This is a genomic window from Dyadobacter endophyticus (assembly GCF_014641595.1).
Lineage (GTDB): Bacteria > Bacteroidota > Bacteroidia > Cytophagales > Spirosomataceae > Dyadobacter > Dyadobacter endophyticus.
Genome location: NZ_BMIA01000003.1, coordinates 317,095 through 332,314, shown reverse-complemented (window position 1 = coordinate 332,314; position 15,220 = coordinate 317,095). Strand labels below are relative to the sequence as shown.

Annotated in this window: 11 protein-coding genes; 10 read left to right on the top strand and 1 reads right to left on the bottom strand. The window is 50.1% G+C overall.

The genetic code is table 11. The features are described from left to right. Positions 1 to 15 precede the first annotated feature (15 nt). Positions 16 to 1,473, top strand: a complete 1,458-nt coding sequence (locus IEY24_RS21125) for a hypothetical protein (protein WP_188935775.1) — start codon at positions 16 to 18, stop codon at positions 1,471 to 1,473. 6 nt (positions 1,474 to 1,479) lie between these two features. Here IEY24_RS21125 and IEY24_RS21120 read toward each other — a convergent pair whose 3' ends face one another. Next, positions 1,480 to 3,054, bottom strand: a complete 1,575-nt coding sequence (locus IEY24_RS21120; RefSeq protein ID WP_188935773.1) for an amidase — start codon at positions 3,052 to 3,054, stop codon at positions 1,480 to 1,482. A 421-nt stretch (positions 3,055 to 3,475) separates the two neighbouring features. Here IEY24_RS21120 and IEY24_RS21115 point away from each other — a divergent pair, with 421 nt between their 5' ends. From IEY24_RS21115 to IEY24_RS21075, 9 genes are all read left to right on the top strand, one after another. Further along, entirely contained in the window at positions 3,476 to 3,664 is a 189-nt protein-coding gene (locus tag IEY24_RS21115; protein WP_188935772.1) for a hypothetical protein, read from the top strand. A gap of 150 nt (positions 3,665 to 3,814) precedes the next feature. Beyond that, complete coding sequence (locus tag IEY24_RS21110; protein ID WP_188935771.1) at positions 3,815 to 4,804, top strand: FAD:protein FMN transferase; 990 nt, start codon at positions 3,815 to 3,817, stop codon at positions 4,802 to 4,804. 175 nt (positions 4,805 to 4,979) lie between these two features. Beyond that, entirely contained in the window at positions 4,980 to 5,591 is a 612-nt protein-coding gene (locus IEY24_RS21105; protein ID WP_188935770.1) for a TetR/AcrR family transcriptional regulator, read from the top strand. A gap of 56 nt (positions 5,592 to 5,647) precedes the next feature. Then, on the top strand, positions 5,648 to 6,964 hold the full coding sequence (locus tag IEY24_RS21100; RefSeq protein WP_188935768.1) for a TolC family protein: 1,317 nt from the start codon (positions 5,648 to 5,650) through the stop codon (positions 6,962 to 6,964). Between the two features lie 170 nt (positions 6,965 to 7,134). After that, positions 7,135 to 8,184: an efflux RND transporter periplasmic adaptor subunit gene (locus IEY24_RS21095; RefSeq protein ID WP_188935766.1), complete on the top strand. Its 1,050-nt coding sequence runs from the start codon at positions 7,135 to 7,137 to the stop codon at positions 8,182 to 8,184. Between the two features lie 19 nt (positions 8,185 to 8,203). Beyond that, entirely contained in the window at positions 8,204 to 11,350 is a 3,147-nt protein-coding gene (locus tag IEY24_RS21090; protein ID WP_188935764.1) for an efflux RND transporter permease subunit, read from the top strand. A 450-nt stretch (positions 11,351 to 11,800) separates the two neighbouring features. Continuing rightward, positions 11,801 to 13,012 carry a serine palmitoyltransferase gene (spt, locus tag IEY24_RS21085; protein WP_188935762.1) on the top strand — a complete coding sequence of 404 codons (1,212 nt, stop codon included), beginning with the start codon at positions 11,801 to 11,803 and terminating at the stop codon, positions 13,010 to 13,012. Further along, positions 13,009 to 14,130 (top strand): GNAT family N-acetyltransferase, encoded by a 1,122-nt coding sequence (locus IEY24_RS21080; RefSeq protein ID WP_188935760.1) that lies wholly within the window; start codon positions 13,009 to 13,011, stop codon positions 14,128 to 14,130. Before spt ends, IEY24_RS21080 begins: the two co-directional genes overlap by 4 nt. Continuing rightward, positions 14,127 to 15,137, top strand: coding sequence for an NAD-dependent epimerase/dehydratase family protein (locus tag IEY24_RS21075; protein WP_188935758.1), 1,011 nt, complete (start codon positions 14,127 to 14,129; stop codon positions 15,135 to 15,137). Before IEY24_RS21080 ends, IEY24_RS21075 begins: the two co-directional genes overlap by 4 nt. Positions 15,138 to 15,220 lie beyond the last annotated feature (83 nt).

The window sequence follows — 15,220 nt, the reverse complement described above, 5'->3', positions numbered from 1 at the left end:
AATATAGGGAACTGAATGAAAACAACTGTACTGCGCAATTTAAGTCTGGGTTATCTGCTGCTTCCCAACCTGATTTTTTCAATCGGCTGGTTCAGGATGCCCATTTCGGTATGTCTGGTCGTGGGGCTTGCGGTTATGTACTTCATCAGCTACCAGCGGGAAAAGACGCTGAAAACCGACCTCGCTCCCCGTCATATGGTCGAGATTGCATTCATTTCACTGGCGATTATTGCGTTTTCGGGGATAGGGGGCTTTTGTTTCCAGGCATTTGATTTCTGGGCACACAATTCGAAATATTACACCCTTTACAATCAGTCTTGGCCGGTTACTTTTAAGGAGAATGGCCGTTATGCCTGCCATTACTTCGGCTTTTTTCTGGTTCCAGCGCTGATTTCGAAAGGTTTGGGCGAACTTTCGGGCATTGCCTTATATCTGTGGGCGTCGGTTGGCCTTTTTATAGGCATCTGCTGGATCTTTATTTTTACGCGTAAAAGCTACCTTTCGCTGGTTTTCTTCCTTTCGCTGGGTGGGGTGGGGCATGTTACCAAAGTGCTTTTCCTGCGTGCGATCGGTCTCAATTACCACGTACCGCCGTTTTTCACCGAAATATGGCCGGTTCTTTACCAGACGCAATGGGCTCCCAACCAGCTCATACCGATCATCATCGTCTCATGCATTCTTTTCAATGACTATGTATATCTCAAAAAGCCTGAAAAGAGCTTTTTGGCCGTCATCTCCATATTTATCTGGGGCATTTTCCCGTCAATCGTTTTCGTGATCATCTTCGGGATGTTGATCGTCCTGCGCTACTACAAGGAGCCCCGGTATTTTCTCAACCCAAGGCCGATGCTCGACCTTTTCCTGCCAGGTTTGCTTTTTATACCGACCTTCTTTTTCTTTTTACAAGGCAAAAACTCCGTTGTGTCCGGTTTTATCTGGCAGTTCAATCCGCTGAATGAAATTGCATTCCACTATTTCTTTGGCGTGGTGATCGACCTTGCGGTACTTTACGGCATTGTACTCATTTTGAAGCTGCACAAAAGCCAGTACGCTCCGGTGATCCACGGCCTTTTTCTGCTCTTGATCATGATATCCCTTTTCCGGATGGGTAAATGGAACGACTGGTTCCTGCGCGGAAGCACGCCCGTACTCACGCTGTTGTCACTTTTTATACTGCACCGCTTTGCCGAATGGGCGCAAGAGCACCCCGGCTGGTATAAAATGCGCGTCGCTTACCCGATCATTATTTTCCTCGTGCTGGGCTTGGTCGTTCCCTTATCGCACATCAAGCGGGCGCTGACGGAAAATGTTATCATGCAATCACTTTTCCCCGATAAGGTGAAATTCACGCCTTATCCTTATAATCAATACGAGGATTTCTACCAGCTGGGCAAAGCCGTTTATTCGGAGCAGGAAGCCAATCAGTTTCTGGGGCAGAAAGGGTCCTTTTATGAAAGGTATCTGGCGCGGTGAGGGGCGTCACAACCTCCCCACACTCCGCACATACTCCGGCACCACGCGGTTCCGCGACGCCTGTTCGTACGCATACGCGATGCGGATCAGCTCCGGTTCCTGGTAAGCCTTGCCGAGGAAGGAAATGCCTACCGGCAGGCCGCTCAGCATGCCCATCGGTAATGTAATCGACGGGAAGCCGGATAGCGCTGCCGGACCGTAGGAACCGTAACCGGTCCAGAAATCGCCATTGACGAGGTCGATGCACCAGGCTGCACCGGTGGATGGGCCGCATAATGCGTCGAGCCGGTGTTTATCGAGCAGGTCGCTCAATGTGCCGGCCACGCTGTTGATTTTTTCCAGTGCCTCTTTGTATTCTTTGGTATTTAAATCGCCTTTCGCCTGGGACGTTTCGAAAAGCTCCTGACCGAAATACGGCATCACTTTTGCCTTGTTGGCCTTGTTATACGCAATAAGGCCTTCCAGCGACTTGATTTTCGCATTGGACTTGGACAAATAGCGGTTGATCCCATCCTTGAACTCATACTGCAACACCAGCGATTCCGCCCCCGGCAGCTGCTGCACCTTCATGTACTCGATTTCCACAATTTCGGCGCCGGCAGCTTTCATTTGTTCCAAAGCCTTAGCCAATAGGTCGTCTATTCCCTCATGCTTTTTCAGCATCGTCTTTTCGACTCCAATACGCTTGCCTTTGAGGCCATCGGCATCCAGGAACGCGGCATAATCCGTGGGTAGCTGCTGTGAGGCTGTATGTTGGGTAAGATCGGCGGGGTCCCGGCCGGCTATGGCCCCGAGTAGTGCGGCCGCATCGGCGACAGTCCGTCCGAATGGGCCGGCAGTATCCTGCGTTTTCGAAATGGGGATGACGCCGCTCCGACTCACCAACCCGACGGTCGGTTTAATGCCGACGACGCCGTTCATCGACGCCGGGCAGGCGATGGAGCCGTTTGTTTCGGTGCCTACCGCCACGGCACAAAGATTGGCGGCCACCGCCACCGCCGAGCCGGAACTTGATCCGCACGGGGATCGGTCCAGTACATAGGGGTTTCTTGTCTGCCCGCCCCGGCTGCTCCACCCGCTCGACGACCGTGTCGACCTGAAATTGGCCCATTCGCTGAGATTGGTTTTGCCCAGAATCACCGCTCCGGCTTCCCTGAGCCGCGTTACGAGAAAGGCGTCTTTCGAAGCCACATTATCAAGCAGCGCCAGCGAGCCGGCAGTTGTTTTCATTTGGTCGGCGGTGTCGATATTGTCTTTAATGAGAACCGGGATGCCGTGCAGCGGCCCGCGGATTTTACCCGATTTACGCTCCTTGTCAAGCGATGCCGCAATGCGCAGCGCGTCAGGGTTAAGCTCGATCACCGAAGCAAGTTTTGGCCCTGCCTTGTCGGTGCGGGCAATTTCGTCGAGGTAGTGATGCGTCAATGCTAACGAAGTAAGCCTGCCCGATTGCATGCGTTTGGTCATTTCGGCTACGGTCATTTCCGCATATACGGAGGGAGCGGGCTGCCAGGCAAATGCGGGCATGACGGCAAACACCCCCGCTGCCGAGCCAAGCCGGATAAAGTTTCTTCTTTTCATGAACGTGATTGGACAGGTTCTGTTTACCTGCAATATAGGAAGTCCTGTTTTACCGACGGGGAGGCGTCCCCGTGAGAATTTTCCAGATCCACATAATCAGGAGAAGAGGCGATATAATAATGGTAGTAAGCAGCGCGGCGGTACCGAGAATGGCGGCAAAAATAACTCTTAGTAAAGCCACAAAAAATTTACTCATGAATCAGGGCAAGCATGTTGGTGTAAAATTAATTTCATATTCGGTTACATTTAGTGGGAAATGATTCTTGGCTTTGTAGAACCCTTGCTACTAGTCTTTTCAGGTTTGTAATAAAATGCCTGTAAAACATTAAATTATATCCTAAAATAAGCATATTTATTGGATTGGCACGGTTATTTTTTTTAACTTTGATATATGAATTTTAGTATAAATAATTGCATTAGTATGAACTTCTTATCAAGCGTTGTTGGGTATTCCGGGAAGTTATTTTTTGCAACTATTATGTTTTTCGCGATGATTATTTCGACTGTTGTTTCCCTGCCATTCATAGGTGCAGGACTGATTAAAGATGCTATTAATGCACATCATCAACCTGAGGAGAGCAATTGGATTGACGAGTATAGCGATTACTAATATATAAGTACCGGAAGCGAAGGGGGTATGGACGGGAGGTCCGTACCCCCTTTCGTCGTTATAGCCCCTGGCACAAATTATCGCCGCAGCACGGCCCGTGAATTGCGCGAAATGGAGTAATTTGCCATGCAATTATTTGTATTTACTCCAATGTCTTCATTTCCAAAGCTTTCAGTCCCTCTGTTTCTTTTCTGCCTGGCCGCCGCTTTATGCCCGCTACATGCGCAGCAGATGCGCTACACTTTTGAAAAGGGGTTGATGGGCTCCCCTTTCAAACTCGTTTTTTACGCACCTAATGATTCGATTGCGAAGGTCGCGGCGGGTAATGCGTTCAAGAGGGTGGAGGAATTGAACGAGATTATGAGCGATTACCGCGACGGCAGCGAGATTAACCGGCTGTCGGCAACGTCCGGGAGCGGGAGATGGGTGCCGGTAAGCAAGGATCTTTTTGAAATATTGGCCGTTTCACAGGACATCAGTGCCAAAACGGGCGGTGTTTTCGACGCTACGCTTGGGCCGGTGGTGCAGATGTGGCGCCACGCGACCCGTAAAGGAATTTTCCCGCCCGACGAGGAGATCCGCGATGCGCTGGCGCGTACAGGCTATTCAAAACTGAAAATGGACGCCAGGTCGCGGAGTATTATGCTGACGCAGAAAGGCATGCGGCTTGATATCGGTGGTCTCGGCAAAGGGTATGCTGCCGAAGAAGCCATTAAGGAGCTCAAAAAACTGGGCATCACGTCGGCCATGATGGATGCGGGCGGGAAAATCGTCCTTACCGATCCGCCTCCGGGTTCGAAGGGCTGGAATATCAATGTGTCCAACGGCAGCGATTCGCTGAAAGCCATGCAACTGTCCAATGTGGCGCTCGCCACTTCCGGCCCTACTTATCGCTTTATGGAATACAAAGGTGTTCGCTACTCGCATATCGTTGATCCTAAAACAGGTATCGGCCTGCTTTTTCACGTTCGCACGACGGTCATCTCCCCCGACGGAACGGTGGCAGACGCGCTGGCGACAGCATTCAGCGTGGCGGGCATTAAAAGGAGCAAAAAATACCTCAAACACTTCAAAGGCAGCAGGGTGTGGCTCGTCGAAAAGCAAGGCGAGCGCACGGCCGAGTGGAATATGCTTGAATAGCAAGTGATAAGAATTGGATAAAACTGGTAAATATTAGTTTCAAATGTATATTTTAAATGGTTGTTTAAACTTTTCATTTAAAACATTTGGCATTGTTATTTCTATTGCACAACTTTGATCCGTTGATTCAATTAAGCAGCTGCAATCATTAACAAAAACCTAACACACCAGAATCGTGAAGTGCGTTACAGAAAAAAGTGAGGATAAGATAAGGGAGGCGGCAAAGCGTGTTTTTCTGAAGAAAGGTTTTGACGGCACTACCTCGCGTGATATCGCGAAGGAAGCCGATATGAATATTGCATTGACGAACTACTATTTCAGAAGCAAGGAGAAGTTGTTTCTTGAAATTTTCAAGGATGTGCTGGAAGAATACTTTCAGAACATGCTCGCGATCCTGAACAAGGACATTGATATAAAAACCAAGATCTCGGAGATTATCGACAATGACTTCGAAATGATGAAAAAGGAACCCGACCTGATAATTTTCATCATGAACGAGATCCACAAATCACCGCAAAGACTTTTTCCGGATATGTCGATTTTCAGGCAGGTCAGGGAGACTTATTTCAAAAAGCAGTTGGAGGAAGGGGCGGCCAACGGGACATTGCGGCCCATGCAGCTCGAAAATATCCTTCCACTGATCAAATGCGGCGTCGAGTTTATTTTTATGGGGAAAGAAATCCATAAGGAGCTTTTCGTGATGACCGACCCGGATTTCGAGAAATACGCGGAAGAACAAAAGGAGCACATTAAGGCGATGGTGTGCAACTATCTGGTGATCGGGTAGCCATTTTTTTTGCCACTTCATTAAACAAACATTTAAAATAAACATTTGTTCTAGCCATGAAACACCTGTTCCATGTCACGGGGATGTTATGCCTGATGCTTTTTCAGCAGACCCAGGCGCAACAGTACGACCTCAACCAATTGCTGGACCTGGCCATGAAAAACGATTTCAGTGTTCAGGCCGCGCGGCTCGATGAAGCCAAAACGAATGCGAAGATCGACGAGGTGCGCGCTGGACTGTTGCCCAGCCTGAACGTGTCGGGGGACTACAAGCGGTATTTCAAAATTCCGGGACAAGTAGTGCCAGCCAGCGCATTCGGCGGACCGGAAGGGCAGTTCAGTACGCTCGCATTCGGATTACCCTATAATCTTTCGACAACCGCGCAAGTGACTCAGGCACTGTATAATCCGTCGGTGAAATATGCATTGAAAGCGGCTAACCTGAATCGCGAGCTGACTTCCCTGAGTACCACGCGGACAAAAGAGGATGTTGCCTACAATGTGACGGATGCCTATTACAACCTGGTTACCGTGGCTCAACAGATGGCGTTTCTGGATAGTAACCTTATTTCGCTGGATAGACTTTACAAGGTTTCCGCCCTGCTTTACCAGAATAAACTTGGCCAGCGCGTGGATGTGGACAGGATATTGATTAACAAAACTTCCACCGAAACACAGCAGGCGACGCTGAGAGATAATTACAATCAGCTGGTCAACCTTTTGAAATACTACACCGGAATCCCCCAAAATGATACAGTGCGTATACTAATTGGCGTTCGTAATGTGACGCTGCCGGATTATGCCGAATGGGATAAGACGAGGCGTACGGATGTGGCTTTGCTTCAAAAGCAAAAGGATCTTAACGAGTTGCAGGACAAGAATATACGCTCCGGGCTGATCCCCACTGTGAATGCCTACGGCGTGGCGAATATGGCGTTCTACGCACAGGGCGGAGAAAACTCGACCTTCCAGGACGTGCCCGGTTACTGGGCGGGTTTGCAACTCAACTGGAATGTATTCGACGGGCTGGCTAGGAAAGCGAAACGCAGTCAAAACCAGATCGACCGCGAGAAACTCGACGTTCAGTTGAGGCAGGTGCGCGAGGCCATTCAAATGGAAGAAAACAATGCGCGGAACAAGTTCGGCGTGGAGCAAAAGAACATCCATGCCAAAAAAGAGCAGGTAGCGCTTGCGGAGCGGGTTTACAAGCAAATCCAGCTTCAATTTAAAGAAGGTACCGTATCGCTCACTGACGTAATACAGGCCGAAAACAGCCTTCTCGATGCCCAAAGCAATTACCTGACCTCGCTCGTACAAATCCTGAAAGCCGAGTTGGAATGGAAAAAGGCCACGGGGCAACTGGTTCAGAAATAAAGATACTTCATCAATAATGCCATCTTCATCAACAGACAGGCACTTCATCAACAGCTAAAAATTAATGAGTGAATGTGCGAATGAGTGAATGTTGCTTGTTCTCTCGTCGCCTTCGCTCGGATTTTCACTCCAAAGTATTCACTCATTCACAATTCACTCATTCAACACTCATGAAACGTCTATTCATCTTCCTGGGAATTATTGCCGTACTAGGGCTTACTGCGGCGAAGTTGCTGAGCAACAAGGAAAAAACAGAGCAAAAGGTATATGTACCAGACCCTGACCCCAAGGTAGGGGTGAAGGTAGCAGTGGCTGAACTACGCGATCTTTCACAGGAATCGGGGTTTTTGGGATCGTTTGACCCAAACCGGAAGGCTGAAATCCGTCCCCAGGCAGGTGGCGAGATCGTGAAACTCAATGTAGAAGTAGGGCAGCACGTGGCCGCCGGGCAATTGATCGCTAAGATCGACGACGAGCAGCTGCATTACCAGGTGGAGGCTTTGCAAGTGACATTGGAAGGTTATCAGAATGACTTGAAACGCTACGAAGCGTTGGTGAAAGGCGACGCGGTTCCTGCGGTGAATGTCGAAAGGACGGAGTTGAGCATCCGCAGCACGCAGGCGCAAATCAAGCAGTTGAACAAGCAGATCAAAAACACCAGCATTATTGCGCCGTTTGGCGGAATTATCACTGCTAAAATGGTGGAGAAAGGCTCGGTAGTGAGTCAGGGAACACCGATCGCCGAGATTACTGATATTTCTTCACTGAAATTGGTTGTGAATATTCCTGAGAAATCGGTGAATGAATTTAGGACAGGTAAAAGCATTTCCGTACACACGGATGTATACCCGCATGCGAACTTCAATGGCCGGGTGACGATGGTTGCCGCTCAGGGCGACGAGGCACATAACTATCCTGTGGAAATTACTGTGCAGAATTCATCAACCAATCCATTGAAAGCGGGCATGTATGGCTCGATCGCAAGCGCGGCGCGCGTGAAGGGCGAGGCATTGGCGGTACCTCGGCAAGCGATCATGGGCTCGGCGAAGCAGCCGCAATTGTATGTGGTTGAAAACGGCAAAGCCGCATTGCGCGACGTAGCGGTAGGTGCAACCACGAACGAATACTATGAAATTACCAAAGGCCTGAAAGCCGGGGACCAGGTCGTGACCAGCGGGCAGATCAACCTGCAAAACGGGACATCGGTTATCGCACAGTAAACACTTCATCAATAAGCTCATGAAATTCATTGAAACCATATTGAAGCGCCCGTCGATGATCATCGTGCTTTTCGCGATCCTGTTCATTGGCGGTCTGGTTTCCTATAACCAGCTTAGCTACGTGCTGCTGCCGGAATTCTCCGTTCCGACCATCACCATTACAACATTATATCCAGGCGCGGCGCCGACGGAGGTAGAGGCCGAGGTCAGCAAGAAGATAGAAGACGCGGTGTCCGGCCTGGATAATATCGAAGACGTGACTTCCAAATCGATGGAAAGTGCGTCGCTCGTGATCGTGCAGTTTAAGGCGGGTACCGACATCGATAAGGCATTGGAGGATGCCCAGCGCGATGTGAACAATATGCTCAGCGACCTGCCCGACGACGCCGAGACTCCTTCATTATCCAAAATCTCGCCGAGCGACCAGCCCATTATGCAGCTGCTTGCGACTTCGAGCCTGCCCAATGAAGTTTTTTATCAACAGGTAGAAGACAAATACCTGCCGATGTTGCAGCAGATCGAAGGCGTGGCCGAGATTACGATGACCGGCGGCGACCAGCGGGAGATCCGTGTTAATGTAAATAATGATAAACTGCGTTTCTACGGACTATCGCTTTTGCAGGTAACACAGGCCATTAACCAGGCCAACCTTGATTTCCCGACCGGGAAAGTGAAAAGTACGTCGGAGAACATGACCTTGCGGCTAGCCGGTAAATTCGCCTCACTCGACGATATCCGCAACCTTGTCATCACATCGCCGGTAAACAACAGCCCGATCCGGGTAGGCGACGTGGCCGAGATCACCGACGGCCTGACCGACGCCGAGAGCATCAGCCGGTACAATGGCGGAAACGGTATTGGTTTGTTTATCAAGAAACAATCCGATGCAAATGCCGTCGAGATCAGCAAATCGGTACAGGCGAAGCTGGCTTCCATTGAGAAGGCCAATGCCAAAGACAAAATTAAATTCGCGATCGCTTACGACAGTTCGATATTTACGCTGGAATCGGTGGAAGCGGTAACGCATGATTTGGTGATCGCGGTAATCCTCGTCGCCGTGGTAATGCTGCTGTTCCTGCACAGCTTCCGGAATGCATTCATCGTCATGGTTTCGGTACCTGCTTCGCTCATCGCCGCATTCCTTTTTATGTACGTAATGGGCTATTCGCTCAATCTGATGACGCTCCTTGCGCTTTCGCTCGTGATCGGTATCCTGGTCGACGACTCGATTGTGATCCTGGAAAACATCCAGCGGCATTTGGAAATGGGTAAAAATGCCTGGGATGCTACCATCGACGGCGTTACCGAGATCGGTTTTGCTGCATTAGCCATTACGCTCGTGATCGTGGTCGTTTTTGTGCCGATTACCTTTGTGAATTCGGTGATTGCAGATCTTTTGAGGCAGTTTTCATTGACGGTTGCCTTTGCTACAATGGTCAGTTTGCTCGTGAGTTTTACATTAACTCCCTGGATGACGTCCAATATGGCGAAAGTCGAACGTCTTAACCCAAAAAATCCGGCGCAAGCTTTCCTGATCTGGTTTGAAAAAGGTTTGACAGCAATCACAAAATGGTACCACGGCTCCCTGGAATGGGTGCTAGGGCACAAACTGGCTTTCTCGGGTATATTGGTGGCGATCGTGGTCATGACCGGCTGGGTAATGGGCCTGGGTATTATCGGTTCGGAATTTGTGGCGGAAGGTGATCAGGGTAAGTTCCTGCTCACGATGAAACTCGATAAAAGTGCCTCGTTGCAACAGAATAACCTCACGGCGCGAAGCATTGAAGACTACCTACGCAAAAAACCGGAAGTAAAAACGATTTTCGCGAACGTCGGTGGTGCAAGTACCGGTCTGAACAGTTCAGGACGTGGCGAGACCAACCGTACAGAGCTTACAGTGGAGCTTATACCAGTAAAAGAACGCAAGAATGCACAGCCGACAGAGGATTATATGCTCTCGGTACGTAAGGAACTGGAACAGAAATTCGCGGGAGTGGAATTCAATTCGGCAGCTATCGGGATGGTAAATTCAGGAACTGCGCCTATTGAAGTATTCCTCAGCGGCGACAACCTCGATAAAATCCTGGCCGCGGCAAATGACCTCGCCAATCGCCTCCGGAAAACCCCGGGAGCAAACGACGTCAACGTCTCGGTAGAGGCTGGTAACCCTGAGGTGCGCGTGGATATCGACCGAGAAAAGATGGCAAAATTGGGTCTGGACATTCAAACCGTGGGTGCAACCATGCAAAATGCATTCGCCGGTAACGACGATTCTAAATTTCGCGATGGGGGAGAAGACTACGATATCCGCATTATGCTCGACGCATTCGACCGCAAGAACCCCGAGGATGTGAAGGCGATTACATTTTACAGTCCGGTGGCTAAGCAATCCGTGCAGCTTGCACAGTTTGCGGATGTAACCCTGAGTACCGGTCCGAGTATTGTTGAGCGCAAAAACCGTCGCTCATCCGTCACAGTCACCGCCAATACATTAGGGATTGGATCGGGAACTTTGGTGAGTAATATTCAGGCCGGTTTAAAGGAAAATCCGCTCCCGGACGACATTATACTTACCTGGGGCGGTGACGCTAAGAATCAGAGCGAAGGCTTTGGTTCATTGGGGCTGGCGATGTTGGCGGGGCTCATGCTCGTGTATTTCATCATGGTGTTGCTCTACGACAGTTTTGTGTACCCGTTTGTCGTGCTGTTTTCGATCCCGGTAGCGGTGATCGGCGCGCTGCTGGCGCTGGCATTATCGTCGTCGAACATCGGAATATTCGCGATGCTTGGTATGCTGATGCTGATCGGCCTCGTAGTGAAGAATGCGATCCTGATCGTCGATTTTGCCAATCAGCAAAAGGCATTGGGTGTGCCATTCCGCCAGGCCATTCTCATTGCCGGCGAAGAACGCCTCCGGCCGATCCTGATGACCACGATCGCGATGGTGATCGGGATGGTGCCGATAGCCACCGCAACAGGTGCCGGGGCCGAATGGAAGAACTCGCTCGCATGGGTACTGATCGGCGGTTTGACCAGCTCGATGCTCCTTACAATCTACCTGGTGCCGATGGCATATTATCTGGTTGACAGGCTGGGAGAAAAATGGAACGCGTGGCGTGCGAAGCCGGGGAGGGTACAGGAAAGCGTTGTAGTGGAAGAATTTTAAAGAAACTGAGTCTGGTAACATGAAAAAATTAATGTTTTGTCCGGTAACTTTAACTTCTTCCTGCAAACGCAAAGTCGGTCAGAGCTTGACGGTTACAGGTCCGGGCACGGAAACGGGGCAAAACATTTTTTTTCTTTTTACCCGAAAAATACAAAATGAACGGGTATTTTAATGAACTAGTCGGCCCGGGATTGGGTTTACCTCTTAACCCGAAATGTTGCCGAATCAAAATATGAGTTTCTCAATGGCAGAAATTTATTATTTAAAGGCAATCGATGACGGGTCAACAAGCCAAAAAATCCAAATATCCAGACTCACGATCTAATTGTACTAACATGGGAATTAAAAGCTACAATACCAACTGACTTGCCTGATGTCTTTTATCAGGCCGCAGCCTGATGCCGGTAGGCACCCCACTAAAACAAGCTGTTGATTCTGACACAAATTACTATGGGTAAAATCTTAAATAATCGCATTGCCGAATTCAAAGACCCGGCGATTGCAAGAGCAAAAGGTGTATATCCTTTTTTCAGACCGATCGAGTCCGGACAGGACACCGAGGTTATTATTAACGGGAAGCCGGTCCTGATGTTCGGGTCCAACTCCTACCTGGGACTTACATCCCATCCCTACATCATCGAAGCCTCGCAAAAAGCGGCCCAGAAGTACGGAACAGGCTGCGCGGGTTCGCGCTTCCTCAACGGAACCCTCGATATCCACGAGGAGCTGGAACGTCGCCTGGCTAAATATGTGGGAAAAGAAGGTGCAGTATTGTTCAGCACCGGTTACCAGGCCAATTTGGGCGCATTATCATGTCTCACCGGCCGGAACGATTACCTCATCCTCGACGAAAGCGACCACGCGTCCATTATCGATGGAAGCCGCCTGTCGTTTTCGAAAGTGATCAAGTATGCGCACAACGATATGAACGACCTGCGCAAAAAGCTAAGCCTGCTGCCGGAAGAGGCAGTGAAGCTGATCGCGACCGACGGGATTTTCAGTATGGAAGGCGATATCGTAAAATTGCCCGAACTGAATGCCATCGCTCAGGAGTTCGATGCGACGGTGCTCGTTGACGACGCGCACAGCCTCGGGGTGATCGGTGATAAAGGAGCGGGAACAGCCTCTTATTTTGGCCTTACCGAAACGACCGACCTTATTATGGGAACATTCAGCAAATCGCTGGCTTCCCTGGGCGGGTTTATCGCCGGTGACGCTGCTACGATCGATTACCTGAAACACCGCGCGCGCTCGCTCATGTTCAGCGCGAGCATGACGCCCGCATCCGTGGGAAGCACATTGGCTGCTTTGGACATTATCGAAACAGAGCCGCACCACATGGAGCGCCTTTGGGCCAATACAAGATACGCGAAAGAGTTGCTGCTCGTGAATGGTTTCGACCTGGGTGCAACCGAAAGCCCGATCCTGCCGCTGTATATCCGCGACAACGAGAAGACTTTCATCATGACACGTAGATTGCAGGACGAGGGGATTTTCGTAAACCCGGTGGTTTCACCAGGGGTACGCCCGGAACAGTCGCTGATCCGTTTCTCGCTGATGGCTACACATACATTCAGCCAGATCGAGGAAGCAGTCGACAAAATGTCCCGCATTTACCGTGAGGTTTGTCCTGACGCAATTATCGAAAGACAAAGACTATGACCCGCATAGCCCCCGTAAGCACTCCGAAGGAATTAGGCAAGTTCATTGATTTTCCGCATGATCTGTATCAGCACGATCCGAATTATGTACCGGAATTGTTCATTGCTCAAAAAGACATGCTCACACCGGGTAAGCACCCGTTCCATGAGCATTCGGAGGTGAAACTATTTCTCTCCTACGACGGAGACAAGGTGAACGGAAGGATAGCGGCGATTTATAACACGAACCACAATGCGTTTACCAATCGGAAGGACGGCTTTTTTGGCTTTTTCGATACGGTAAATGACCAGAAGGTGGTGGATGCGCTTTTAAAAGAAGCCACGGCCTGGGTGAAGCAAAAAGGGGCTGACACGCTTGTCGGGCCGGTTAATTTGTCAACCAATGAAACCTGCGGTCTGCTGATCGAGGGTTACGACCGGCCGCCAATGGCGATGATGCCTTACAATGCGCCTTATTATCTGCCATTGCTGGAAAAGGCCGGTTTGACGAAGAAGACCGATTTGCTGGCCTACGAAATCAATGTGGCGGATTCCAATGACAAGTCGGTGCGGATGATCGACGCATTGGAGGAAAGGCTCAAAAGAAGCGGTATCACGATCCGGCAGGTGAATCTGAAAGATTTCAAAAATGAAGTCGTAAAGATCCGGGAAGTGTACAACAAGGCCTGGGACAAAAACCTGGGTTTTGTACCGACTACCGAGGCGGAATTTGATTACCTGGCCAAGGACCTGAAAATGATCCTTGACCCGAGGTATTGTCTGGTCGCTGAAAAAGACAATGAACTGGTAGGATTTATACTGGGTATTCCCGATATCAACCAGATTCTGATCAAAATCAAGCGCGGACGTTTGTTGCCGACCGGGATTTTTAAGTTACTGTTTGGTAAAAAGAACATCACGCGCATCCGCGTGCTTACGCTCGGGGTGATCGACGGTTACCGCAAAATGGGTATCGAAGCCTGTTTGTATGGCCGCATTATCAAGAACACCTACGGCACCAAAGTGACGGGCGGAGAATGCTCATGGATGCTGGAAGAGAATTACCTGATGAACCACGCCATCGAGCAGATCAACGGGAAGCTGTACAAACGGTACAGATTGTTTGAGAAACCGATATGAAGGAAAAGCTATTCATAACAGGGGCCAGCGGATTTATAGGTTACCACCTGGTAGCGGCGGCACTCGAAGCGGGCATGGAAGTCCATGCGGCGGTGAGGCCGAGCAGCGACCTGAGTTTCCTCAAAAAGCTTAATGCCGATGCGCCAGACCTCGTGTATGTGAATGCTGATTTCAGTTCCAAAGATAAATTGACGAAGCTGCTGGAAGATGGAGGATATGCCTACATCATCCACGCGGCGGGAGTGACCAAAGCCAAAACCGCTGCTGCCTATAACCGGGTCAATGCGGAATATTCGCTGAATCTGGCGCAGGCTGCCGTGTCTGCGGATATTCCGTTGAAGCGGTTTGTGTTTTTGAGCAGCCTCGCGGCATTAGGCCCCGCGGCTTACAATGCGGCCCAGCCGATCACAGAAGAAACCTTGCCTGTTCCGGTGACGGATTACGGACGAAGCAAGCTTTTGGCTGAGCAATACCTGAAAACAGTAAATGGCCTGCCGCTGAGCATTATCCGCCCGACAGCAGTGTATGGCCCCGGCGAAAAGGACTTGTTCGTCCTTTTTAAAACACTCAGCAAAGGGCTCGATGCCTACATTGGCAAAGGCCCGCAAAGGTTGAGTTTCGTGTATGTAACAGACCTCGTGACGGCTACTATGGCCGCATTGAGGGAAACGGAGAAAGAAATAACGGTTTACAATATCTCGGACGGACAGGCATACGACCGTTACGCATTGGCAGACCAGTTCAGGGCCCTCAGCGGAAAGCAGATTTTCCGCACGCACCTGCCGCTGCTGCTCGTCGAAACGATCGCCAGGCTCCTGGATCTTGTTTATGCAAATTCATCAACAACACCGGTTTTGAACCAGGAAAAACTAAAAGAACTCACAGCCCCTAACTGGATCTGCAGCATAGATGCAGCCCGAACTCGCCTGCATTACCAACCGCAATATAATCTGCACCGAGGCCTCGCAGAGACATTGACCTGGTATAAGGAGAATAAGTGGCTCTAACTAGCGTACCCGCTTGATCATGCGCTACGGCCGGCAAATCTGTCGGTGTGGTTGAAGCGTACATGATTTCAAAACAAGCAGGG

Bases quoted from the DNA above. Each gene is read 5' to 3' on its own strand.
- IEY24_RS21125 (WP_188935775.1), top strand. From the start codon at position 16: ATGAAAACAACTGTACTGCGCAATTTAAGTCTGGGTTATCTGCTGCTT.
- IEY24_RS21120 (WP_188935773.1), bottom strand. From the start codon at position 3,054: ATGAAAAGAAGAAACTTTATCCGGCTTGGCTCGGCAGCGGGGGTGTTT.
- IEY24_RS21115 (WP_188935772.1), top strand. From the start codon at position 3,476: ATGAACTTCTTATCAAGCGTTGTTGGGTATTCCGGGAAGTTATTTTTT.
- IEY24_RS21110 (WP_188935771.1), top strand. From the start codon at position 3,815: ATGTCTTCATTTCCAAAGCTTTCAGTCCCTCTGTTTCTTTTCTGCCTG.
- IEY24_RS21100 (WP_188935768.1), top strand. From the start codon at position 5,648: ATGAAACACCTGTTCCATGTCACGGGGATGTTATGCCTGATGCTTTTT.
- IEY24_RS21095 (WP_188935766.1), top strand. From the start codon at position 7,135: ATGAAACGTCTATTCATCTTCCTGGGAATTATTGCCGTACTAGGGCTT.
- IEY24_RS21090 (WP_188935764.1), top strand. From the start codon at position 8,204: ATGAAATTCATTGAAACCATATTGAAGCGCCCGTCGATGATCATCGTG.
- spt (WP_188935762.1), top strand. From the start codon at position 11,801: ATGGGTAAAATCTTAAATAATCGCATTGCCGAATTCAAAGACCCGGCG.
- IEY24_RS21080 (WP_188935760.1), top strand. From the start codon at position 13,009: ATGACCCGCATAGCCCCCGTAAGCACTCCGAAGGAATTAGGCAAGTTC.
- IEY24_RS21075 (WP_188935758.1), top strand. From the start codon at position 14,127: ATGAAGGAAAAGCTATTCATAACAGGGGCCAGCGGATTTATAGGTTAC.